This is a genomic window from Amycolatopsis sp. NPDC048633, from assembly GCF_040650695.1.
Lineage (GTDB): Bacteria > Actinomycetota > Actinomycetes > Mycobacteriales > Pseudonocardiaceae > Amycolatopsis.
This window is the reverse complement of record NZ_JBEZHS010000038.1, coordinates 31,542-52,386: the sequence shown is the minus strand read 5'-3', so window position 1 is coordinate 52,386 and position 20,845 is coordinate 31,542. Positions and strand designations below refer to the sequence as shown.

Below are 20,845 nucleotides of genomic sequence, written 5' to 3'. Positions count from 1 at the left end.
GATCACGCGAGATCCGGGTTCCGTCACGCGAGTTCCGGCTCTGATCACGCGGGGTCGGCGCGGAGCAGCCGGAGGGTGAAGGTCGCTCCCGCGCCCGGGCGGGATGCCGCCGCGATCGTGCCGCCGTGGCCCGTCACCACTTCGCGGACCAGTGCCAGGCCCAGGCCGAAGCGGCGGCCGTCGCCGTCGGAGCCTCGGGCGAAACGCTCGAAGATGCGGTCCGCGTCCGCCGCCGGGAAGCCGATGCCCGTGTCGCGGACTCGCAGCTCCACGTGCCTTTCGTCCGGCACGCCCAGCCACACCTCGATCGAGCCGCCCGGTGGGGTGTGGCCCAAGGCGTTGTCCAGCAACGCCGAAAGCACGCGCCGCAACGCCGTCGGGACGCCCTGGACGACGTACGGGCGCCGCTCCCGGGACACCGCGAGCCGGACCTGGCTCGCCCCCGCGCGCACCGCCTCCGCCGCGACCGCCTCCTCGGCGAGGACGCCCAGTTCCACCGGTTCGAACTCCGGCCGGTCGCACGCCTGCGCCGACAACAACAGGTCCTCGACGACTTCGCCGAGCTCCCGGGTGCCACGGACCAGCTGCTCGAGGTCGTCCGCGTCGCGGCCGGTCGCGCGCCGGGCCAGCAGCTGCGCCCGCGTGTGCAGCCGGGTCAGCGGGGCGCGCAGCTCGTGGGACGCGTCCGCGACGAACGTCCGCTGCCGCCGCAGCGCGTCGGCCAGTGGCCGGATCGCCCGGCAGGCCAGCACCCGGCCGCACAGCACCGCCGCCAGCAGGGCGAGCACCTCGGCGACGACCAGCCCGGACACCAGCGCCGAACGGTCCTGGATCTGGTAGACCTCCTCGAAGAACGCCTGGGAGACCACGCCGTCGCGGTTCTCCACGCGGATCGTGTACGTCATCCCGCCGATCGGCCGGCGTTCCGTGTGGACGTCGCCGGGCACCGGCACCGACGCCGTCAGCGCCGGGAGCGGCATCCCGGCCGGCGGCGGTCCCGAAGGCGCGTGCGACGCCGGGGTGAACAGCCAGACGCAGCCGGGCGGCGTCGCCGCGGGGCCGAGCTCGATCGTCCGGCTCAGGGTCCGGTCGGCCTCCGCGTGCTGCCGGGACAACATCATCGCGTAGGCGATCCCGCCCGCGACCGCCACCAGCATCGACACCACCACGGCGATCTGCGCGGTGATCGCCCACCGCGCCCGCCGCAGGGCCCGCTCCTCCGGGTCGGGTCTCATACGGCGCCGAGCTGGTAGCCGAGGCCGTGCACGGTCCGGACGACGTCGCGGCCGAGCTTGCGCCGCAGGTAGTACACATAGGTGTCCACAATGGACTCACCGGTCGAGTCGGCGAAAACGTTCGTCCGCAGCGACGCCCGCGGGTGGATCGCCTTGGGCCGCTGCGCGAGCGTCCGCAGCAGCTCGAACTCCCGCCCGGACAGCGTGATCCGCTCGCCGCGCGGCAGCACGACCTCGTGCCGCTGCAGGTCGAGGGCGGCCGCGCCGAGCGGGAGGCACTCCGCGCCCTCCATGTCCCGCCGACCGAGCGCCCGCAGCCGGGCCAGCAGCTCCTCGGCCTCGAACGGCTTGACGAGGTAGTCGTCGGCGCCGGCGTCGAGCCCGCCGACGCGGTCGGCGAGCTCGCCCAGCGCCGAGAGCACCAGGACCCGCGTGGTCACCGCCTGCGCGCGCAGGCGGGCGAGCAGTTCGAGGCCGTCCAGCACCGGGAGGCGGCGGTCGATGATCATCACGTCGTACTGCCCGGTGAGCCCGAGGTGCAGACCTCGCTGCCCGTCGTGCGCCTCGTCGGTTTCGTAGCCTTCGTCCGCGAGCAGCTCGGCGAGCATGCCCGCCAGTTCCCGGTCGTCCTCGACCAGGAGCACTCTCGGTTTCGTCGCCCCATCGTGCACGTACCCATACTGGCAGTGATTTTCCGAAATTGAACTATCAACTTTTCCCGGTAACCGGGACCGGCTCGGCCATCAGGAGCACCTCGGTGCTCCCCTTGCGCGCGTCCCGCCGGTCGAGCCAGCTGAGCACCGGCGCGGTCATGATGGTGGTCACCAGCGCGACCAGCACCAGCACCGTGAACAACGCCGGCGAGACGATCCCGGCGGCGAGCCCGACGTTGAGCGCGATCAGCTGCATCAGCCCGCGGGCGTTGACGAGCACGCCGACACGCGTCGCGATCGCCGGCGGCTCCCCCGCCAGCCGGGCCGCGCCCCAGGACGCGCCCAGCTTGCCCACGATCGCGACCACCACTGTGATCAGCGCGAACGCGAGCAGCTTCGGGTCGGCGAGCAACGCGAACCGGGTGTTCAGGCCGGAATAGGTGAAGAAGAGCGGAACGAACACGATCGACCCGATCGGCATGATCTTCGCGAGCACGGCGTCGGAGGCCGCGCCGCGGGGGAACGCCACCCCGACGGTGAACGCGCCGAACACCGCGTACAGCCCGATCGTGTCGGTGAACCAGGCGGCCGCGAACAGCGTCATCGCAGTGATGAGCACCCGCTGGTCGACGCTCACCCGGGCACTGCCCATCAGCCGGGTCAGGAGCCGGCGCCCGACGATGAACACCAGCAACGCGAACAGCAACCCGCCGCCGAGCGCGAGCGCGATCGGTCCCAGCGACCCGGCGTGCATCCCCAGCACGACCGCCAGCAGCAGCCACGCGAGGACGTCGTCGAGCGCGCCGCAGGCCAGGGCCAGCGAGCCGAACTTCGTCGAGCCGATCCCGCGCTCGGTGATGATCCGCACCATCATCGGGAACGCCGTGATCGCGATCGCCACCCCGACGAACGCGGCCGACGTCACCAGCGAGACGCCTTCCTTGCCGATGCCGACCCACGACGTGCCGAGGACCGCGACCCCGATCCCGAGGACCAGCGGCACCAGCGTCCCGGCCGAGGAGATCGCCGCGACCGACTTCTTCGACTTCCGGATGCTCTGCAGGTTGAACTCGTAGCCCGCCCCGAACATGTAGATGACCAGGCCGATCTGGCCACCGACGTAGAGCAGGGACTTGATGCCGTCCGGGAACACCGCCGCCTGGACGCCGGGCAGGAGGAGCCCGAACAGCGAGGGGCCGAGCAGCACCCCGGCGACCATCTCGCCGACGACCGGTGGCTGGCCGAGCTTGACCGCGATCATGCAGACCACCCGGACCACCAGGAGGATCACCACGACCGCGAGGAAGAACAACGGTGCCGCTTCGGACGGGCTCATCGGTCGCCTCCGGCGAAGTAGGTCGAGCAGAGGGCTTGCTTCCGGGCGTCGAGCACCATGTACGTGCCGAAGACGAGCTGGGCGAAGCTGCGCCAGACGTCCTCCCAGCGGTCGCGGACCGCGAGCCACACCAAGGGCGCCCGCTTGCGGCGGGCACCGCGGGGCGTGAGCAGCGCCGGGCCGCGGTTGGGGATCGAGCGCGTGTGCCCGGCCGTCGAGGCGAGGCTGAACCGGCGCAGGACCTCGCGCGTCACGACCCGCATCGTCGGCGGGGCCAGCCCGCGGGCCGGGCAGGCGCGGTTCTGCGCGACGCCGAACGGGATGAACTCGTCCTTCGCGGTCTGGGCCGCGAAGCCCGGGTAGCTGAAGCACAGCACCGTGCCCGCCGGGATGGTCAGGTCCGCCAGGTCGATGTCGGCGGTGGAGATCCGGTGCGCGATGCCGAACAGGGGGTACTCGCGCAGCCCCTCGTCGATGACCCGGTCCAGGTAGGCGTCGTCGTCCGGGTGCTCGACGAGCCGCCGCTGCACGTCCGGGCGCTGCGCGACGATCATCAGCAGGTGCGCCATCGCCTCGGACATCTGCACGACGGCGGTGTTGAAGAACGTGCCCTGCAGGTAGTAGGCCTGCTCCTCCGGGGTCAGGGACTGCGGCAGCGGGTGCGGGACGTCGGGAAGGCGCCGCCGCAGGTACTTCGTCAGCCGGGCCCGGCGGCGCATGTTCCGCGGCCGCACGCACTTCAGCGCCGAGACGACGTCGTCGGCGTGCCCCACGATGAGGTCGCGCGCCTCGGGCGGGCAGGGCTCGTCGAACACCAGCTCGTAGTAGAGCTCGGCCCAGATCGGCATCATCTCGTCGCGGAACCGGGCGAGCCCGGGCCGCACACCGTCCAGGACGTGGGCGGCCACGCGGCGGGCCAGCTCCTCGGAGTCCTTTTTGGACCGGATCAGGATGTGCCGGGTGCACTTGGCGACCTCGTCGTAGCGCGGCCCGGCTTCGAGGTGCTCCTGGTGCACCTCGGGCCCGGGCGCGAGCCAGTACCAGAACAGGTCGGACAACGCGGCGCCGCGGCTGCGGCCGTTCGCCGCCGGGTCGGCGTAGACGCGCCGGAAGTCTTCGACGCCGACCTGCTCCCCCGGGATCGTCACCGTGTCCTGGCCGTTGACCAGCGAGAAGATCTTCATCCGCAGCGCGACGACCCGGGCGGGCAGCCAGGCCGGCGCCGTCACGGCCACGGCCGCCGCAAGCGCTTTCCCGATCATCGCCGCACCTGGTCCGGGGTGAGATCGGCCGGGTGCCGGCCGCCGCACATGGCCAGCGCCTGGTCGAAGTCGTCCCGCAGCAGCTCGAGCACCTGCGTGACGCCTTCGCGCCCGCCCGCGGCCAGCCCCCACACGACCGGGCGGCCGACGCCGACCGCGGCCGCGCCGAGGGCCAGCGCCTTGACGACGTCGGTGCCGCGGCGGATCCCGCCGTCGACCAGCACCGGGATCGCCCCGCCGACGGCCGACGCGATCTCGGGCAGCACGTCGATCGTGGCGGGCACGGTGTCGAGCTGGCGGCCGCCGTGGTTGGACACGACGATCCCGGCGACGCCGTGGTGCACCGCCAGGCGCGCGTCCTCGGCGTGGAGCACACCCTTGATCAGCACCGGGAGCTTGGTCTTGCCCCGCAGCCACGCGATGTGGTCCCAGCTCAGCCCGGCGGACATGACGATCTCGCGGACGTGGCTGGTGTTGCCACCACTGCGGTTCTCGCCGATGTCGCGCAGGTTCTCGACGGCGAGTCCCGACGGCAGGTCGTGGAAGTCGTTGCGGTCGTCGCGCTCACGGCGGCCGAGCACCGGCGAGTCGACGGTGACCACGAACGCCTTGACGCCGGCGTTTTCGGCCCGGCGCACGATCGCCTCGGTGAACTCCAGGTCGGGCTGCAGGTAGAGCTGGAACCACAGGCCCGGGTCCGGCGCGACCTCGCGCCCCGCCGCGGCGATGTCCTCGATCGCCGTGGTGGCGGCCATGCTGACGATCATGATCGTCCCCGCGCGCGCCGCCGCCCGGGCGGTCGCGAGCTCGCCGTCGGCGTGCGCGAGCCGGTGGAACGCCGTGGGCGCGACCAGGATCGGCATCGAGGACGACGTCCCGAGCAGCTCGATCGAGAGGTCCCGTTTGTCGCTGCCGCGCAGCACCCGGGGCAACAGCTTCAGCCGTTTGTACGCGGCTTCGTTGTCGGCCAGGGTGAGCTCCTCCTGCGCACCGCCCGCGAAGTAGTCGTAGTGCACCGGGTCGAGGCGCTGCCGGGCCGCCGCCTCGAACTCCGCGACCGTGCGCATCACAGCTCCCGCGAGAAGAACGCGGTCAGCGGTTCGACGTGCACCTCTTTGTCCCATTCGTTCTCGAGGTTCTCGGTGACGTGGTGGGTCGCGACGAGCTCGCCGCGGCGGTAGTGCCGGACGATCGGGTGCAGGTAGTGGCCCTCGCCGCTGTCGTTGGCCTGGTCCTGGGCGGCGCGCGCGACGAAGTCGAACGGGTCGATCTTGTCGTGGTCGGGGCCGTAGTCGAGGGTGACGACGTAGGCGTCCTCCGGCTGATCTCGGAGGACCCGGTCGACCGGCACCTCTTCGAGGTAGCGCGCGGTGTCGCCGTCCACGAGGAGGGCGTCGCCGAGGAAGCCGAACTGCTGGTACAGCGCGGAGGTCCGGTTGATCCGGGTGATCACGGCGTCGGTCATCGCGTCCGGTTTGGCGGGCAGCTCGGTGCTCGGCCACGGGGTGTCGTGGTGGCGCTCGTTCAAGACCTTGGCCAGCGCGCGGACGCCGTAGCGGAAGCCGTGGATGAACGCGCTGGTGGCCTTCTTGAAGTCGCGGACCTGCGTGATCGTGCCGGCGAAGTAGAGGCCGGGCACGTTGACCGACTCCCAGTCCGGCGTCTGCGCCGGGAAGCGGTCGTTGATCGTGAGCTGGGGGCGGCAGTCCTCGTCGAACAGCGACGCGTCGAACCGGAAGCCGGTGCAGCCGATCACGCGGTCGTAGCGGATCTCCTTGATGACCTCGTCGGCGCGGGCGAAGGAGAACTTGACGTGGTAGCCGTCGGCGTCCTTGCGGATCTCGCGGACGTCGCCGTCGAGGATCGCGTGCTGGAGCTTGAGCTGGTACATGTCGAGGATGCCCGCGTTGTAGGCGCGGAGGTGGCCGACGAAGTGGGTGCGCCAGGCGAGCTTCACCGGCCGCGGGCCGCCGACGTGCACTACCGCGGCGGTCTCGATGAGGTTGTCGGCGGTCTCGAAGGCGGAGTTCCCCTTGCCCAGCACCAGGACGCGCTGGTCGGTGAAGCTCTTCGGGTCGACGTCCACGTCCACGTACTGGTCGATCAGCTCGACGCCGGGGAACTGCGGGATGTACGGCTTCGTGACGCCGGAGGCCATGATCAGCCGGTGCGCCTTGAACTCGTCGTCACCGGCGGCGAGGACGAAGAGAGCGCTTTCCGGGTCGCGGCGGATGCGCGTCACCCGGGTGTCGTAACGGACCTTGACCTGGTGCTTCTCCGCGTAGTCGGCGAGGTAGCGCAGGAAGTCCGGGGCGTCCGGGAAGAGCAGGTCGCTGTAGTTCGTGAAGACGAGCGCGTCGTCGCCGCTCTCGGGTTCGGCGAGGATCGAGTTCCAGTCCATCCGCATGCGCAGCTCGGGGTCCGAGTACCCGGTGTGCTTCTTGTTGATGGAGATGAGCGTCCGGTGCCGGGGGAAGGTCTCGAAGAAGTGGCCGGGCGCGGAGCCGGCCTCCAGCACCAGGTACCGGTGGCCGGCGTGGCCGAGGGCCTGCCCCAGCTGCAACCCCGCCGGTCCGGCCCCGACGACCAGATAATCGAGCACTTCCTCCACAATGACCTCCTGAGGCTCGGCACCGACCTTGATCGGCGCCGAGCCTGCTCCGGAGATCTCAGAAAAGGCTCAGAGGGAGTTGCTCATTTGCCGGCGGCGCGGGCCAGCCGCTCCGGGTAGCGCTCCCCCGCGACGGCGTCGGAGGGCGCGGCCGCCGCGATGGCCGCCAGGTCGTCCGCGGTCAGCTCCAGCGATGCCGCCGCCGCGTTCTCCTCGAGGTACTTGCGGCGCTTCGTCCCCGGGATCGGCACGACGTCCTCGCCCTGCGCCTGCACCCACGCGAGCGCCAGCTGCCCCGCCGTGACGCCCTTGGCCTCCGCCAGCTCGCGCAGCGCGTCGACGATCGCCATGTTGCGCTCGAAGTTGCCCTCGGCGAACCGCGGCAGGCCGCGGCGCATGTCGTCCTCCGGCAGGTCCGCGACCGACTTCACCGCGCCCGTCAGGAAACCGCGGCCCAGCGGCGAGAAGGGCACCACGCCGATGCCGAGCTCCCGGCACGTGTCCAGGATTTCGCCCTCGATGCCCCGGGTCCACAGCGACCATTCGCTCTGCAACGCCGTGACCGGGTGCACCGCGTGCGCGGCGCGGATCGTCGCCGCGCTCGCTTCGGAAATCCCGGCGTACCGGATCTTCCCGGCTTCGACGAGCGAAGCCAGCGCACCCCAGGTCTCCTCGATCGGCGTGCCCGGGTCGACGCGGTGCTGGTAGTACAGGTCGATGTGGTCGACGCCGAGCCGGCGCAGCGACTCGTCGCACGACTGCTTGACGTACTCGGCGTCACCGCGGGCGCCCATCGCGCCGTCGGTCCACACGATGCCGAACTTCGTCGCGAGCACGACCTCGTCGCGGCGGCCGGCGATCGCGCGGCCCACCAGTTCCTCGTTGACGCCGTCCGCGTAGACGTTCGCGGTGTCGAGCAGCGTGACCCCGAGGTCGAGGGCCCGGTGGATCGTCGCGATCGACTCTTCGTCGTTGTCGCGGACGCCGTAGGCCTGGCTCATCCCCATGCAGCCGAGCCCCTGGGCGCTGACCTCCAGGCCGCCCAGCTTCCTGGTCTTCACGCGGAAATCTCCTCCCTGCCGGGTTCGATGCCGAGCACTTTCTGCTCGACTCGTTCGTAGTTCTCGATCTTGTAGTCCAGGATGTCGAGGCAGCCCTGCAGCTCGGCGATCCGCTCGGCGACCGACCGCCGCTGGTCCACCAGCAGGGCCTTGCGGCGGCCCGCGCTGGCGACGCCGTGGCGGCGCAGCGACGCGTACTCGCGCATGCTCTTGATGGGCATCCCGGTGGTGCGCAGCTTGGTCAGGAACCCCAGCCAGCCGAGGTCGTCGTCGGAGTAGGCCCGGCGGCCCGCGGTGTCCCGTGCGGGCGGGTCGAGCAGTTTGATGCGCTCGTAGTACCGGAGAGTGTCGATGGACAGTCCGCTACGTCGCGCGGCTTCCGCTATCGAGTAGCTCATGAGCTCGACACTACGACCTGGAGTGCACTCCAGGTCAAATCCTCGTTCTGGTCAAAAATAACAGCGTTCCGATACGCTGTGTGCATGGCTCGACCACGGACTCATGACGAAGCCCTCCGGCTGAAGCTGCTCGACCGCGCCGGCGAGCTGATCGCCGAGGACGGGCCGAAGGCGCTTTCCCTGCGGAAGCTCGCCGCCGACGCCGGGACGTCGACCACCGCCGTGTACTCCCTCTTCGGCAGCAAACCCGATCTGGTGAACGCGCTCTACACCGAAGGTTTCCGCCGGTTCGGCGCCCGGATGGCGGGCACCGTGCTGACCGGCGACCCGGTCGAGGACCTCGTCGCGCTCGGCAGCGCCTACCGCACCAGCGCGCTCGCCGACCCCAACCTGTACGGGATCATGTTCACCAGGTCGGTGCCCGGGTTCGAGCCCAACGAAGACGCCGAGAAGCTGGCCAGGAAGACCCTCGAGCCCCTGGAAGCGATCATCCGGAAGGCCATCGCCGACGGCGTCTTCCTCGACGTCCCGCCCGAGACGGTCGCGGTCGGCTGCTGGGCCTTCGTGCACGGGCTCGTCTCGCTCGAGCTGACCGGCAACCTGCCGGAGGAGTTCGACGTCACGGACTCGTACGAAACCGCCCTGCGCGCGAACGCCTCCGGCTGGCTGCGGCCTCAGTACAACGGCAACCACCCGTCGTAGACGAGGTTGTCCTTCGCGTCCCACGCCCGGACGCGCACCTTCACCTCCGGCGTCACGGCGACGCTCCTCGGCACCCAGGCGAGCGCCATGCCGTCGGTGACCACCAGGTCGGCGCCGCCGCCGGCGCCGAACTCGAAGCCCGCCGCGGTCGCCGAGGCGGGCAACACCACGGCGTACGGCATGCGGGCCTTCCCCGGCGCCGCTCCCGATTCGGTGCTGCCGAGCGTGCTCACCGACAGGACGCGGGCCGGGACCTGCCGGTTGCCGACGAGGTCGGGGTAGGCGCGGGCCTGCGTCTTCCCCGGCCGCCGGTAGTCCGGCTCCCGCGTGCAGACGATCACCCGGTCGCCCCGGCGACCCATGACGACCTGGTAGCCGTCTTCCGCCACCAGTGGTCCGGGCCGGTAGGCCGCGGCGTCCGGGATCACCTCGTCGGCGTCGGCGAGGCAGTCGCCCAGCGCCCGCCCCGCCGGGGAGGTGCGGTCGGCCGCGTCCGGGCGGTCGGTCACCGAGAGCAGGGGCGTCGGCGCGGGCGGCAGGTCCACCTTCCGGGGCGGGCCCGACCCACCGTCGATGATCGCGAGCCGCGTCCGGTCCGGTCCGGTGCGGGTGAGCGCCACGAACTGGTGGCTGACCGGCGAGAACTCGAGGTCGTTCCCGCTCGACGAGCGGAGCGTCGACGCCGCGAGGCTCGCCTTCGGCCAAGCCGGGTCGACGACCCCGGCCGCCAGCCCGGTCGCGCTGTGCAGCAGCAGCCCGGACCGCGTGCCCGCCGCGTACGCGGGCGTGGCTCCCGGATCCGACAGGGTCACGGTCGTCCCGGTCGTCTCGCAGAACATCGGCTTCCCCGCGGCGGTGGCCGCGACCACCGCGTCCCCGCCCAGCTCCTCGGTGAACAGCGGGACCCAGTCCGCGCGCGGAGGCACCCGATCGGTCTTGCCCGCCGCCTGGACCGCGGCCCAGCAGCGGTCCAGCGCCGAGGTCGCGAGCTCGGCGTCGAGCGTCAGCCCGCCGGTGACCGCGGGCGGCACCTCGGCGGGCTGCCGCAGCTGCCGCGTCACGACGACCGCGCCCGCGGCCAGGACCAGCACCGCGGCCGCGGCGGCGTACCAGACGTGCTTGGTCCGGCGCGGTCGCGCGATGCCCTGGCGGACTTCGGCGCGCAGCCGGTCGCGGACGTCGTCCGGCAGCGCTCGCCGCGGTGGGAGTCCTCGCAGGTCGTCGCTCATTTCTCCTCCAGCAGCGTGCGCAGCCGGGTGCGGGCCCGGGACAGGTGGGCGCGGACGGTGACCTCGGCGACGGCCAGCAGTTCGGCGGCGTCGGCGATGCTCAGGTCGCCGAGCAGGCACAGCTCGACGACGGCGCGCTGCGCCTTCGGCAGCGTCCGCACGGCTTCCACGATCTCGCGCAGCCGCTGCTCGCCGTCGATCCGCGCGGCCACCGCGTCGGCGTGGTCCGACACCACCGGTGGGTCCGGGATCTTGTGGAGCAGCCGCAGCCGCCGTCTCGCGCCGCGGTACTCGTCGCGGGCGGCGTTGCCGGCCACCGTGTAGAGCCACGGCAGGGCGCTGTCCCGGATCAGCGTCACGTCGGCGCGGCGCCGCCAGGCGGTCAGGAAGGTGTTCGACGTGAGGTCCTCGGCTGCGGACCACGAGCCGGTCAGCCGGTAGGCGTGGTTCCAGACGGCTTCGGCGTGCCGTTCGAACAGCTCGCCGAAGGCCGCTTCGTCGCCGTCGGAAGCCTGGTCCCACAGCGCCCGATCGTCCACCGGCGCCCCCGTCGCATGGCTGGTCACACCCTTCAGTGGCCGGCACCGGCCGGGATGTTGCGCACAACTTTCGCGAACCGGACGGCCACTTCCGGTCGTGATCATGGAACAGGTCCGGACCACGGACAACCAGACCCGGCCCTGGCGGCTGCCCGCGGCGGTCGCGTGCGTGTCGGCGGCGGTGTTCCTGCTGGCCCGGCCGCACCTCGTCGACGACACGTTCATCACGCTCGCCTACGCGCGCAACCTCGCGTTCCACGGGCACTGGGGACTGCTGGCCGACGCGACGTCGAACTCCGCGACGTCACCGGCGAACGTCCTCGCCCTGGCCGCCCTGACCTTCGTGGTGCGCGACGCCGTCTTCGCGGCCGGAGTGCTGTACGTGCTCTGCCAGGTCGGGCTCGTCCTCGCCCTGCGCCGGCTCGGCACGGCGTTGCCGCGCTGGTTCCCGGCGCTGGCGTTCGCGGCACTGACGGTCAACCCGCTGCTGCTCTCGTCGATCGGGCTGGAGGTCGCGCTGGGAGCGGCGGTGCTGGGGTGGGTGACGGTGTTCGCCGTCGAGCGGCGGCCGCTCGCCTTCGGGCCGGCCGCCGGCGCCCTCGCGCTCGTGCGGCTGGACCTGCTGATCTTCGCCGTGGTCCTGGGTTTCTCGCTGCCTTCCGGACGGGCCGTGCTCGGCGTCTTGCTCGTCGCCGTGCCGTGGTTCGCCTTCAGCTGGGTCGTGCTCGGCGCGGCGGTGCCCGACACGTTCGTGATCAAGACGCTGCAAGGTGCGCAACGGGCTTGGGGCGACTGGGACTTCGGGAACGGCCCGCTCTTCTACGCCCGCACCGATTCGTTCGTGACGGTGCTGTCCTTCCTCCCGCTCACGGTCGTGCCCTTCGCCCTCCGGCGGTCACCGGCGCTCCGGCCGTTCGCGCTCCTGGCCCTGGGCGGCGTGCTCTACCACGGGATGTACGTGCTGCTGACGGTTCCGCCGTACCACTGGTACTACGGCCCGGGGATCACCGCGGCGACGCTGTTCGCCTGCGCCTGGGCGGCTTCGAGCCGGATCGCGACCGGCACCGTCCTCGCGCTGGTGGCCGCGAGCGTGCTCGCGTACGCGGCGCCGGGACTGCCGCGCGAGTTCGCGCCGCTCACTTCGAACTACGCCTCGACCGCGAAGTACGCCGAGATCGGCCGCGACCTCCACGCGCTGGCCGGGTCACGCGTCGTCGGCAGCGCCGGGGAGATCGGTGTGCTGGCCTACACGTGCGAGTGCGCGATCGTCGACGTCTTCGCCGACCGCGGCCTGCTCCCGGCGGCCATCGAGGCCCGCGGCGCCGGCAACCGCTGGCTGCGGGCCGCATTGCGCGTGGACTACGCGTTCTTCGACTTCGACGTCCACCCGCGGCGGCCGGACCTGGTGCTGCGCAGGTTGCCTTCACCGCCGCCGGACGCGCTCGCGCACTGGACGCTCGACGCGCCGACGCTCGGGCGGCAGGAGCTCTACTTGGTGCCGTCCTGAGGGAACCGCGCGTCGGACAGGTCGAGCTCCTGGTGTTCGCCGCCTTCGAAGTCGGCCCCCTCTTCGAAGACCGTGCGCGAAAACTCGAACCGGCCCCCGGATCGGATGCGGGTGAAGCGGACGCTGCCGGCGAAGTGCGCCCGGGAAAAGAAAGCGCCTTCCTCGAAGACCGACCGGTCGAAGTTCGCGATGTCACGGAACTCGGTGCCGTAGAACCCCGCCTGGCGGGCGAAGTGCGTGCCGCGGATGTGGAGCTGACCGACGAACCGGGCGCGGCTGAAGTCGGCGGCGGCCAGGGTGCACCCGCTCAGCCGGAAGTCGACGAGCGTGGCTCGCTGCAGGTCGATCGACATCCCCGGCCAGTAGCCCGCCGCGTCGTGGCTCAGGTGCGTCTTGAGCAGCTCCTGCACGGCGAGCCGGACGAGGAGCTCACTCTCCTCGGGGCTGTCGTCCAGGTCGCGTGCCGCACTGCCTTTGAGTCCCACGTCCGGGGGCTTGAACGGCATCCGCAGGTACGCGCACAGCACGTTCACGATCGTCTGGCGCTGCTTCGGGTTGTCCTGCCCGAGCCGCTCCAGCGCGTAGAGCCCACCGAACCGCATCGGCGCCTTGTCGCTGCCGAGCTGCTCGACGGCCTTCGTGTACAGCTCGGTGACCCGCCGCTCCTCGAGGTCGCGTTCGGTCACGCCGGCGACGCGGGTCGTCTCGGCCAGCTGCAGCTCCAGCGTGCGCTGGCGCCGCGTCGCCAGCCACAGCGCGAAGACACCGCCCGCGCCGGCGCCGATGCCGAACGCCGTCTTGACGGCGTCGATGCGCACCGGCGCGTCCGGCGACCCGGACCAGCCCAGCAGCAGCCACAGCAATCCGGCCGTGACGACCGCGACCACCCCGGCGGCCGCGGCCACCCACCGCCACTTCAGGACGGGCAAGGCTTAGACGGCGCCGTACTGGCGGTCACCCGCGTCGCCGAGGCCCGGGACGATGAAGCCCGAGTCGTTGAGGCGCTCGTCGATGCTGGCGGTGACGACGCGGACCGGCAGGCCGGTCTTTTCCAGGTGCGCCAAGCCTTCCGGCGCGGCCAGCGCGCAGATGGCCGTGACGTCGTCGGCGCCGCGGTCGGTGAGCAGCCGGATCGTGTACTCCATCGAGCCGCCGGTGGCGAGCATCGGGTCGAGCACCAGCACCGGCCGGTCGGCGAGCGACTCCGGCAGCGATTCGAGGTACGGCGTCGGCTTGAGGGTTTCCTCGTCGCGCGCGAGGCCGACGAAGCCCATCTGCGCGTCCGGGATCAGCTTGTGCGCCTGGTCGGCCATGCCGAGGCCGGCCCGCAGCACCGGGACGAGCAGCGGCGGCTTGGCCAGCTTGTAGCCCTCGGTGCGCGCGACCGGCGTGTGGATCCGCTCGGTCTTGACCGGCACGTCGCGCGTGGCTTCGTAGACCAGCATGACGGTCAGCTCGTGCAGCGCGGCCCGGAACGCGGCGCTGTCCGTGCGCGCGTCGCGCATCGTGGAGAGCCGGGCCTTCGCGAGGGGGTGATCGACGACGTGCACATCCATGCGGGTCAATCTAGCCGTCCCGCGAACCTTTTCACCCAGCCGCGCTGCCAGGGCGTTTCGACCGCTCGTTCGTTGTAGTGCTCCCGCACCCAGGCGATGGCTTCGCCGGCCGGGACGCCGGAGAGGATCGCCAGGCAGGACAGCACCGTGCCGGTCCGCCCGGCACCGCCGTAGCAGGCGACTTCGACGGTTTCGGTCTTGGCTCGTTCGTGGACGGCCTTGATCTGCCGGCGTGCCTCGGCGGGCTTGACGGGCAGCAGGAAGTCCGGCCAGGTGATCCATTCGTGCGGCCAGGTGATGCCCCCGCCGTGCTTGCGCCGCAGCCGGCTCGTCCCCAGGTAGAGCCCGAAGTCCGGCTCCGGTTCGTCCGGCCGCGGGCGCCCCAGCCCGCGACCGCGGACCTGGACGCCGTCCGGAAATTCGACCGTTGGTGATCCCATCCGGGAAGTGTCCTCCAGAAGATGGACACAGAGGGTGGTTTTCGCCGCTAAGCTCCGCCGGGTGAGCGAACTGACGCCCGACCAGATGAGGGCTTCCGACGCGGACCGCGAGCGCGTCGCGCAGGTGCTGCACAACGCCCTCTCGGAAGGGCGGATCACCGTCAACGAGCTGGAAGAGCGGCTTTCGACGATCTACGGGGCGAAGACGCTCGGCGAGCTCAAACCGGTGACGGCGGACCTGCCGTCGACCTCGGCGGCGATCGAGCCGGCGACGACCCGGGCCCTGGGCTTCCCCGACCAGCGCATCGGCGGCCACCCGGGCAGCCCGGTGTCGATCGGCGTGCTGTCGGGGGCGGTCCGCAAGGGCAGCTGGGTCCTCCCACCGCAGCACAACAGCTTCGCGTTCTGGGGCGGCGCGGAGATCGACCTGCGCCAGGCCCGCTTCGCGGACCGGAACTGCACGATCACCGCGGTCGCGATCATGGGCGGCATCCAGATCACGGTCCCGGACGACATCAACGTCGACGTGACGGGGATCGGGTTCATGGGCGGGTTCGTGATGGAGGACAAGTCGGGCGCCCCGCCGGCACCGGCGACGGCGCCGACGGTGAAGATCAACGGGCTGGCGTTCTGGGGCGGCGTGGTCGTTTACCGGAAGCCGGCGAAGCGGGTCGAGCCGCCGCAGATCGAAGGGTCCTGACCTCGGCGTTGTGACGCGTAACGCACCCAGCGTCACAACCAATGGGGGCTCGCGTTGTCGGACCCGCCGCCTAGACTCAGGCCCATGACAGCCACGACCAGCACGTCAGCGGCGCCGGCCACCCCGGCACCGCTGGTGGACGCGACTCGCGACGACGCGAGCCTGCGCCGCTTCCTGCTCGGGCTGCCCGGTGTCGACCAGGTCGGCGTCGAGCAGCGCGCGGCGGGCCTCGGCACGCGCAGCATCAAGAAGGACGCCAAGCGGTGGGCCATCGACACCGCCATCTCCATGGTCGACCTGACCACGCTGGAGGGCGCCGACACCCGCGGCAAGGTCCGGGCGCTCGCCGCGAAGGCCGTCCGCCCCGACCCCGAACGCCAGGACACTCCGCGCGTCGCCGCCGTCTGCGTGTACCCGGACATGGTCGCCACCGCCGTCGAAGCGCTCAAGGGCAGCGGTGTGCACGTCGCCAGCGTCGCGACCGGCTTCCCCGCCGGGCGCACTTCGCGGGAGATCAAGCTGGCCGACACGAAGATCGCCGTCGACGCGGGCGCGCACGAGGTCGACATGGTGATCGACCGCGGCGCCTTCCTCGAAGGCCGCTACATGGACGTCTTCGAGGAGATCCAGGCCATCAAGGCCGCCTGCGGCGACGCCCACCTGAAGGTCATCCTCGAGACCGGCGAGCTGGCGACCTACGACAACGTGCGGCGCGCGTCGTGGCTGGGGCTGCTGGCCGGCGGCGACTTCATCAAGACGTCCACCGGGAAGGTCTCCCCCGCCGCGACGCTGCCGGTCACGCACATCATGCTGCAGGCGGTCCACGACTGGCACGTGACGACCGGCGAGCTGCGCGGCGTCAAGCCCGCCGGCGGCATCCGGACCACGAAGGACGCGATCAAGTACCTGGTCGCCGTGCACGAGGTCGCCGGCGAGCAGTGGCTGAGCCCGGACCTGTTCCGCTTCGGCGCGTCCAGCCTGCTCAACGACCTGCTGCTGCAGCGCCGCACCCAGGTGGACGGCCACTACAGCGGCCCCGACTACGTGACGGTGGACTGATGCCTGTTTTCGAGTACGCACCGGCGCCGGAGTCGCGCGCCATCGCGAACCTGAAGGACCACTACAAGCCGTTCGTCAACGGCGAGTTCGTCGACGGCTCGGGTGAGCCGCTCAAGACGATCAACCCCGCCACCGAAGAGGTCCTGGCCGAGGTCGGCACCGCGTCGAAGTCCGATGTGGACATCGCGGTCAAGGCCGCGCGCAAGGCTTACAGCTCGGTGTGGTCGAAGATGCCGGGCAGCGAGCGTGCGAAGTACCTGTTCCGCATCGCACGGCTGATCCAGGAGCGCTCGCGCGAGCTGGCGGTGCTGGAGAGCCTCGACAACGGCAAGCCGATCAAGGAGTCGCGCGACTCCGACATCCCGACCGCGGCGGCGCACTTCTTCTACCACGCGGGCTGGGCGGACAAGCTGGAGTACGCGGGCTACGGGCCTTCGCCGCGTCCCCTGGGTGTCGCGGGGCAGATCATCCCGTGGAACTTCCCGCTGCTGATGCTGGCGTGGAAGATCGCGCCGGCGCTGGCCACCGGCAACACCGTGGTGCTGAAGCCGGCGGAGACGACGCCGCTGACCGCGTTGGTGTTCGCCGAAATCTGCCAGCAGGCCGAGCTGCCGCCGGGCGTGGTGAACATCCTGCCGGGCGCCGGCGACATCGGTGCGTCCATTGTGGAGCACCCCGACATCGACAAGATCGCCTTCACCGGCTCCACCGAGGTCGGCAAGGCGATCCAGCGCCAGGTCGCGGGCACGCCGAAGAAGCTCACGCTGGAGCTGGGCGGCAAGGCGGCGAACATCGTGTTCGAGGACGCGCCGCTCGACCAGGCCATCGAAGGCATCGTCAACGGCATCTTCTTCAACCAGGGCCACGTCTGCTGCGCGGGCTCGCGGCTGCTGGTGCAGGAGTCCGTCGCCGAAGAGGTGCTGGAGAAGCTCCGCTACCGCGTCTCGACGCTGCGCGTCGGCGACCCGCTGGACAAGAACACCGACGTCGGCGCGATCAACTCGGCCGAGCAGCTGGCGAAGATCCGCGGGCTCGTCGAGTCCGGTGACGCCGAGGGCGCGCAGCGCTGGACCAGCCCGTGCCCGATGCCGGAGCGCGGGTTCTTCTTCGCCCCGACGGTGTTCGCGAACGTCCACCAGTCGATGCGGATCGCGCGCGAGGAGATCTTCGGTCCGGTGCTGTCGGTGCTGACGTTCCGCACGCCGGACGAGGCCGTCTCGAAGGCCAACAACACGCCGTACGGGCTTTCGGCCGGCATCTGGACCGAAAAGGGCTCCCGGATCCTGTGGATGGCGAACCAGCTGCGCGCCGGCGTGGTCTGGGCCAACACCTTCAACCGCTTCGACCCCGCCGCACCGTTCGGCGGCTACCAGGAATCCGGCTTCGGGCGCGAAGGCGGCCGCACCGGGCTGGAGGCGTACCTCGATGTCTGATCGGATTTCCGTCGCGAAGACGTACAAGCTGTACGTCGGCGGCAAGTTCCCGCGTTCGGAGTCCGGCCGGGTCTACCCGGTGACGGACGCGAAGGGCAAGTTCCTGGCGAACGCGGCCCACGCGTCCCGCAAGGACGTCCGCGACGCGGTGGTCGCGGCCCGCAAGGCATTCCCGGGCTGGTCCGCGGCGACGGCGTACAACCGCGGCCAGGTGCTCTACCGGGTGGCCGAGGTCCTGGAAGGCCGGCGCGACCAGTTCATCGCCGAGGTTTCGGCATCGGAGGGCCTGGCCGCGAAGAAGGCCGAGTCCATTGTGGACGCGGCCATCGACCGCTGGGTCTGGTACGCGGGCTGGACGGACAAGATCGCGTCCGTCCTGGGGTCGGCCAACCCGGTCTCGGGCCCGTACTTCTCGTTCACGGTCCCGGAGCCGACCGGCGTGGTGGGCATCCTGGCGCCGCAGCAGTCGTCGCTGCTGGGCCTGGTCAGCGTGCTGGCCCCGGTCCTGGCCACGGGCTCGACGGCGGTGGTGGTCTCGAGCGCGGAAAGGCCCCTGCCGGCGATCACGCTGTCGGAGGTCCTGGCGACATCGGACGTCCCGGGCGGAGTGGTGAACATCCTCACGGGGCGGGCGTCGGAGCTGGGCTCATGGCTGGCGTCCCACGGCGACGTGAACGCACTGGATCCGACGGGCGCGCAGCCGTCGGATCGTCCGGAATTGGCGCGCGAAGCGGCGAACACGGTGAAGCGGGTGCTGACGGTCCCCGAGGCTGAACCGGACTGGACATCGGCCCCGGACTTGGGCCGCCTGCGGCGGTACCTGGAGGCGAAGACGGTCTGGCACCCGCTGGGCGTCTGAGTTCCTGACCACGGAGGCCACCACCCGGACGAACCCGGGTGGTGGCCTCCGTCGTGTTCACGCGCTTCGGCTGACGCGCCCACCTCGATCACCGGTACAGTCCCTGCCAGGTACGGAGCGTGACGCATCGGGGAGGGTGCAGGTGCCGGACGACGAAGAGTGGGCGTTCGAGGCGGAAACCGACCTCTGGGACGACGGCGAGACCCCAGCGCAGTCGCCGGAAGGCGAACCGGAGCCGAGCGGGCCCACGGGCCGCGACGGAGATTCGGTCGTGACGGTGATCGTCTCGCCCGACGGCGAGGTCCGGCAGGTCAGGCTCACCGAAGACTGGAAGAGCAAGGTCGACCCGCGTGGCCTGCACTCGGGCGTGCTGACCGCAGCCAACGCGGCGACCGTCGAAGCGCTGGCGCAGCGAGCCCGAGAAGTCCAGGAGAACCCGCCTTCACCAGTCCGGGGGAACGCGGACGAAACCCCACTCACCGCCCAGGACGTCCTCCTGCTGGACGACGCGGTGAGACGCGAACTGGAACAGTTCTCGACCCGAATATCCTCCGTTGGCCTCGGCGTCGTCTCCGCGGAAAGCAGTGGCGGTCAGGTGAGCGGCAGCGCCCAGGGCGGCCGCTACCTCAGCTTGGACCTCGATGCGACCTGTGGCCGTTCCCGCGATCGGCGGCACCATCATCGCGATCGAGGCACTGCTGGACGTGATCGAAACCGAGCAGAACTCCATTCAGGCCAAGGTCGACGCTCTCGGCGACCGATGGGAACGGACGAACACCACGACCATGTCGCACCCCGGCGACTGGCGGGTCAACAACTGATCATGACCCATTTCCCGATGGACCCGCGGACCTACGTCTGGCTCCCGCCCCGTCTGGCCACCAAAATCCGGCGCACGCTACCGCTCCTCGGCGGTGTGACCACCCTCGTCGCGCTGGCCATGTGCGTAGCCGTTCCCGTTCTCGGATACAGCCTGCCGACGAGCCACTCCGCGACCAACGGCATCTCCGTCATGTTCGGCATGTTCAGCGCCGTCCTTCTGCTCATGTCCGGCATCGCGCTGGTGTTCGCACCGGCGTGGGTCGAGGTCGGGCACCACCCGGGCGGTGCCATGTCCGTCGGCCCACTCTGCGGCGGCAGCGTCTCGGTCGTCGTGCTCCCGCTCTTCTTTTTCTTCTACAGCGGGGGTCTGACCTGGTCCGAGCCTCAGGCGGACGGAGACATCCAGATCACCTTCGGGATCTTCGTCTTCATGATGATGCCGCTGATCGCCGTCGCGCTCGGGGTTGTCGACGCCGTCGTGGGGTGGCCGCTGCTGAGGCCCTCCCCGCGCACCATCCAGCGGTACGCCCGCTAGCTCATCGTCACCGAGAAGTCCGTCAGCGTGAACCTCGCCCTGCCCCCACCGGTCGAGCAGAACTCGATCCCGTAGCCGATCTGGTTCACCGTCGGGTTGGGCGGAATGAAACCCTTCCCGATCGCGAACGCGATCATCGCCTTCAGATCGAGGCTCCCCGAGTACTGCGTCGCGCGGGAAACGAACGCCACGTACCCGTCGTCGTCCGCCCAGACGTCGTACGTCGAGCCTCCCGCTGTGTACGTTGCCAGCTTGTCGCCTGATGGCTGCTGCTTCAGGTTCTCCGTCCACACCATCAGCTCGCTGACGCCGTCGCCGTCGCCCACGCCGTTCAGCCACAGGTCGTACGCCACGTCGTAGATGCCCACGCCCGGGCCGCGGCCGGCGAACGTCGTCTTGATCACCGAATAGTCGTTGAACGGTTTCCCGTTCTGGTCGTTGATGTCCTTGTGCACGTTCGGATAGGTTTTCACCGACGTCGAGTCGGGCTGGGTGGATTCGACGTACCAGTTGTCGTACGCGCACGCGCGCAGCGTTTCCGGGCCCGCTTCGTCGGCGTTCCACATGTTGTTGTGGACGTAGTAGCCGCCGTCCGACCAGCCGCCGTCGGCTTCGGACGTCGAGAACTCGGGACTGCGGCAGCTGCGCACCGGCGTCGTCGACGGGGGCGTGGGAGTTGGTACCGCAGCACGGGAAGACGCCGAGGAAGGCGCCTGCGAAACCGAGGACGCAGAAGCGGACGACGTGCTGGGCAGCGCCGTCGAAACAGGAGCGGGCGACGAGGTGCCGCCGGCCGGGCCGTCACCGCAGCCGGCGATCACCAGGAAGGGAATCGTCAACACCACGGCCAGTATTCTTCGTCGCATTTTCCCGCCCGCAACCCGAATTCGGCAGAACGAGGCGGAACC

The 20,845-nt window shown here is 70.8% G+C and carries 21 protein-coding genes; 7 read left to right on the top strand and 14 right to left on the bottom strand.

Annotation, left to right across the window (positions count from 1 at the left end; all coding sequences use genetic code 11):
• Positions 1 to 44 precede the first annotated feature (44 nt).
• From AB0C38_RS41580 to AB0C38_RS41545, 8 genes are all read right to left on the bottom strand, one after another.
• Complete coding sequence (locus AB0C38_RS41580) at positions 45 to 1,235, bottom strand: HAMP domain-containing sensor histidine kinase (RefSeq protein WP_360684203.1); 1,191 nt, start codon at positions 1,233 to 1,235, stop codon at positions 45 to 47.
• Positions 1,232 to 1,879 (bottom strand): response regulator transcription factor, encoded by a 648-nt coding sequence (locus AB0C38_RS41575; protein WP_360684314.1) that lies wholly within the window; start codon positions 1,877 to 1,879, stop codon positions 1,232 to 1,234. The genes AB0C38_RS41580 and AB0C38_RS41575 overlap by 4 nt, the downstream gene beginning before the upstream one ends.
• 64 nt (positions 1,880 to 1,943) lie before the next feature.
• Positions 1,944 to 3,224: a cation:proton antiporter gene (locus tag AB0C38_RS41570; RefSeq protein ID WP_360684200.1), complete on the bottom strand. Its 1,281-nt coding sequence runs from the start codon at positions 3,222 to 3,224 to the stop codon at positions 1,944 to 1,946.
• On the bottom strand, positions 3,221 to 4,486 hold the full coding sequence (locus tag AB0C38_RS41565) for a cytochrome P450 (protein ID WP_360684197.1): 1,266 nt from the start codon (positions 4,484 to 4,486) through the stop codon (positions 3,221 to 3,223). Before AB0C38_RS41565 ends, AB0C38_RS41570 begins: the two co-directional genes overlap by 4 nt.
• Positions 4,483 to 5,553 carry an alpha-hydroxy acid oxidase gene (locus AB0C38_RS41560; RefSeq protein WP_360684194.1) on the bottom strand — a complete coding sequence of 357 codons (1,071 nt, stop codon included), beginning with the start codon at positions 5,551 to 5,553 and terminating at the stop codon, positions 4,483 to 4,485. Before AB0C38_RS41560 ends, AB0C38_RS41565 begins: the two co-directional genes overlap by 4 nt.
• Complete coding sequence (locus AB0C38_RS41555) at positions 5,553 to 7,100, bottom strand: NAD(P)-binding domain-containing protein (protein ID WP_360684311.1); 1,548 nt, start codon at positions 7,098 to 7,100, stop codon at positions 5,553 to 5,555. The genes AB0C38_RS41560 and AB0C38_RS41555 overlap by 1 nt, the downstream gene beginning before the upstream one ends.
• Before the next feature lie 80 nt (positions 7,101 to 7,180).
• Positions 7,181 to 8,104 carry an aldo/keto reductase gene (locus AB0C38_RS41550; RefSeq protein WP_360684308.1) on the bottom strand — a complete coding sequence of 308 codons (924 nt, stop codon included), beginning with the start codon at positions 8,102 to 8,104 and terminating at the stop codon, positions 7,181 to 7,183.
• 50 nt (positions 8,105 to 8,154) lie between these two features.
• Positions 8,155 to 8,556: a MerR family transcriptional regulator gene (locus tag AB0C38_RS41545; protein ID WP_360684191.1), complete on the bottom strand. Its 402-nt coding sequence runs from the start codon at positions 8,554 to 8,556 to the stop codon at positions 8,155 to 8,157.
• A gap of 84 nt (positions 8,557 to 8,640) precedes the next feature.
• Between AB0C38_RS41545 and AB0C38_RS41540 the strand changes: the two genes are divergently transcribed.
• The gene (locus tag AB0C38_RS41540; protein ID WP_360684188.1) at positions 8,641 to 9,258 is read left to right on the top strand and encodes a TetR/AcrR family transcriptional regulator; all 618 of its coding nucleotides are present in this window, start codon (positions 8,641 to 8,643) and stop codon (positions 9,256 to 9,258) included.
• On the opposite strand, the gene AB0C38_RS41535 is transcribed toward AB0C38_RS41540, so the two are convergent.
• Positions 9,231 to 10,487, bottom strand: a complete 1,257-nt coding sequence (locus AB0C38_RS41535; RefSeq protein WP_360684185.1) for a hypothetical protein — start codon at positions 10,485 to 10,487, stop codon at positions 9,231 to 9,233. The genes AB0C38_RS41540 and AB0C38_RS41535 overlap by 28 nt on opposite strands.
• Complete coding sequence (locus tag AB0C38_RS41530) at positions 10,484 to 11,053, bottom strand: RNA polymerase sigma factor (RefSeq protein WP_360684182.1); 570 nt, start codon at positions 11,051 to 11,053, stop codon at positions 10,484 to 10,486. The genes AB0C38_RS41535 and AB0C38_RS41530 overlap by 4 nt, the downstream gene beginning before the upstream one ends.
• A gap of 76 nt (positions 11,054 to 11,129) precedes the next feature.
• On the opposite strand from AB0C38_RS41530, the gene AB0C38_RS41525 reads away from it, so the two are divergent.
• Positions 11,130 to 12,533: a hypothetical protein gene (locus AB0C38_RS41525; protein ID WP_360684179.1), complete on the top strand. Its 1,404-nt coding sequence runs from the start codon at positions 11,130 to 11,132 to the stop codon at positions 12,531 to 12,533.
• Here AB0C38_RS41525 and AB0C38_RS41520 read toward each other — a convergent pair.
• The 3 genes from AB0C38_RS41520 to AB0C38_RS41510 are packed head-to-tail and all read right to left on the bottom strand — an operon-like array spanning position 12,515 to position 14,529.
• A complete protein-coding gene (locus AB0C38_RS41520; RefSeq protein WP_360684176.1) occupies positions 12,515 to 13,462 on the bottom strand; it encodes a pentapeptide repeat-containing protein in 948 nt (315 codons plus the stop codon). The two genes, AB0C38_RS41525 and AB0C38_RS41520, sit on opposite strands and share 19 nt — an antisense overlap.
• 3 nt (positions 13,463 to 13,465) lie before the next feature.
• The gene (upp, locus tag AB0C38_RS41515) at positions 13,466 to 14,089 is read right to left on the bottom strand and encodes a uracil phosphoribosyltransferase (RefSeq protein WP_285482509.1); all 624 of its coding nucleotides are present in this window, start codon (positions 14,087 to 14,089) and stop codon (positions 13,466 to 13,468) included.
• A 5-nt stretch (positions 14,090 to 14,094) separates the two neighbouring features.
• Positions 14,095 to 14,529 carry a protein-tyrosine phosphatase family protein gene (locus AB0C38_RS41510; RefSeq protein WP_360684172.1) on the bottom strand — a complete coding sequence of 145 codons (435 nt, stop codon included), beginning with the start codon at positions 14,527 to 14,529 and terminating at the stop codon, positions 14,095 to 14,097.
• An 85-nt stretch (positions 14,530 to 14,614) separates the two neighbouring features.
• Between AB0C38_RS41510 and AB0C38_RS41505 the strand changes: the two genes are divergently transcribed.
• The 5 genes from AB0C38_RS41505 to AB0C38_RS41485 all read left to right on the top strand — a co-directional run bounded on the left by AB0C38_RS41505 (position 14,615) and on the right by AB0C38_RS41485 (position 19,937).
• The gene (locus AB0C38_RS41505; protein ID WP_360684305.1) at positions 14,615 to 15,229 is read left to right on the top strand and encodes a DUF1707 domain-containing protein; all 615 of its coding nucleotides are present in this window, start codon (positions 14,615 to 14,617) and stop codon (positions 15,227 to 15,229) included.
• An 84-nt stretch (positions 15,230 to 15,313) separates the two neighbouring features.
• A complete protein-coding gene (gene deoC / locus AB0C38_RS41500; protein WP_360684169.1) occupies positions 15,314 to 16,288 on the top strand; it encodes a deoxyribose-phosphate aldolase in 975 nt (324 codons plus the stop codon).
• Entirely contained in the window at positions 16,288 to 17,721 is a 1,434-nt protein-coding gene (locus AB0C38_RS41495; protein ID WP_360684166.1) for an aldehyde dehydrogenase family protein, read from the top strand. The genes deoC and AB0C38_RS41495 overlap by 1 nt, the downstream gene beginning before the upstream one ends.
• On the top strand, positions 17,714 to 18,580 hold the full coding sequence (locus AB0C38_RS41490) for an aldehyde dehydrogenase family protein (protein WP_360684163.1): 867 nt from the start codon (positions 17,714 to 17,716) through the stop codon (positions 18,578 to 18,580). The genes AB0C38_RS41495 and AB0C38_RS41490 overlap by 8 nt, the downstream gene beginning before the upstream one ends.
• Positions 18,581 to 18,722: 142 nt before the next feature.
• A complete protein-coding gene (locus AB0C38_RS41485) occupies positions 18,723 to 19,937 on the top strand; it encodes a YbaB/EbfC family nucleoid-associated protein (RefSeq protein WP_360684160.1) in 1,215 nt (404 codons plus the stop codon).
• Here the strand turns inward: AB0C38_RS41485 and AB0C38_RS41480 are convergent.
• Entirely contained in the window at positions 19,934 to 20,779 is an 846-nt protein-coding gene (locus AB0C38_RS41480; protein WP_360684157.1) for a hypothetical protein, read from the bottom strand. The two genes, AB0C38_RS41485 and AB0C38_RS41480, sit on opposite strands and share 4 nt — an antisense overlap.
• Positions 20,780 to 20,845 lie beyond the last annotated feature (66 nt).

What these genes read in the sequence shown, in the direction of transcription:
- AB0C38_RS41510 (WP_360684172.1), bottom strand. Translation starts at nt 14,529, where the DNA reads ATGGGATCACCAACGGTCGAATTTCCGGACGGCGTCCAGGTCCGCGGT.
- AB0C38_RS41565 (WP_360684197.1), bottom strand. Translation starts at nt 4,486, where the DNA reads ATGATCGGGAAAGCGCTTGCGGCGGCCGTGGCCGTGACGGCGCCGGCC.
- upp (WP_285482509.1), bottom strand. Translation starts at nt 14,089, where the DNA reads ATGGATGTGCACGTCGTCGATCACCCCCTCGCGAAGGCCCGGCTCTCC.
- AB0C38_RS41545 (WP_360684191.1), bottom strand. Translation starts at nt 8,556, where the DNA reads ATGAGCTACTCGATAGCGGAAGCCGCGCGACGTAGCGGACTGTCCATC.
- AB0C38_RS41495 (WP_360684166.1), top strand. Translation starts at nt 16,288, where the DNA reads ATGCCTGTTTTCGAGTACGCACCGGCGCCGGAGTCGCGCGCCATCGCG.
- AB0C38_RS41535 (WP_360684185.1), bottom strand. Translation starts at nt 10,487, where the DNA reads ATGAGCGACGACCTGCGAGGACTCCCACCGCGGCGAGCGCTGCCGGAC.
- AB0C38_RS41560 (WP_360684194.1), bottom strand. Translation starts at nt 5,553, where the DNA reads ATGCGCACGGTCGCGGAGTTCGAGGCGGCGGCCCGGCAGCGCCTCGAC.
- AB0C38_RS41580 (WP_360684203.1), bottom strand. Translation starts at nt 1,235, where the DNA reads ATGAGACCCGACCCGGAGGAGCGGGCCCTGCGGCGGGCGCGGTGGGCG.
- AB0C38_RS41570 (WP_360684200.1), bottom strand. Translation starts at nt 3,224, where the DNA reads ATGAGCCCGTCCGAAGCGGCACCGTTGTTCTTCCTCGCGGTCGTGGTG.
- AB0C38_RS41490 (WP_360684163.1), top strand. Translation starts at nt 17,714, where the DNA reads ATGTCTGATCGGATTTCCGTCGCGAAGACGTACAAGCTGTACGTCGGC.
- AB0C38_RS41540 (WP_360684188.1), top strand. Translation starts at nt 8,641, where the DNA reads ATGGCTCGACCACGGACTCATGACGAAGCCCTCCGGCTGAAGCTGCTC.
- AB0C38_RS41505 (WP_360684305.1), top strand. Translation starts at nt 14,615, where the DNA reads ATGAGGGCTTCCGACGCGGACCGCGAGCGCGTCGCGCAGGTGCTGCAC.
- AB0C38_RS41525 (WP_360684179.1), top strand. Translation starts at nt 11,130, where the DNA reads ATGGAACAGGTCCGGACCACGGACAACCAGACCCGGCCCTGGCGGCTG.
- deoC (WP_360684169.1), top strand. Translation starts at nt 15,314, where the DNA reads ATGACAGCCACGACCAGCACGTCAGCGGCGCCGGCCACCCCGGCACCG.
- AB0C38_RS41550 (WP_360684308.1), bottom strand. Translation starts at nt 8,104, where the DNA reads ATGGGGATGAGCCAGGCCTACGGCGTCCGCGACAACGACGAAGAGTCG.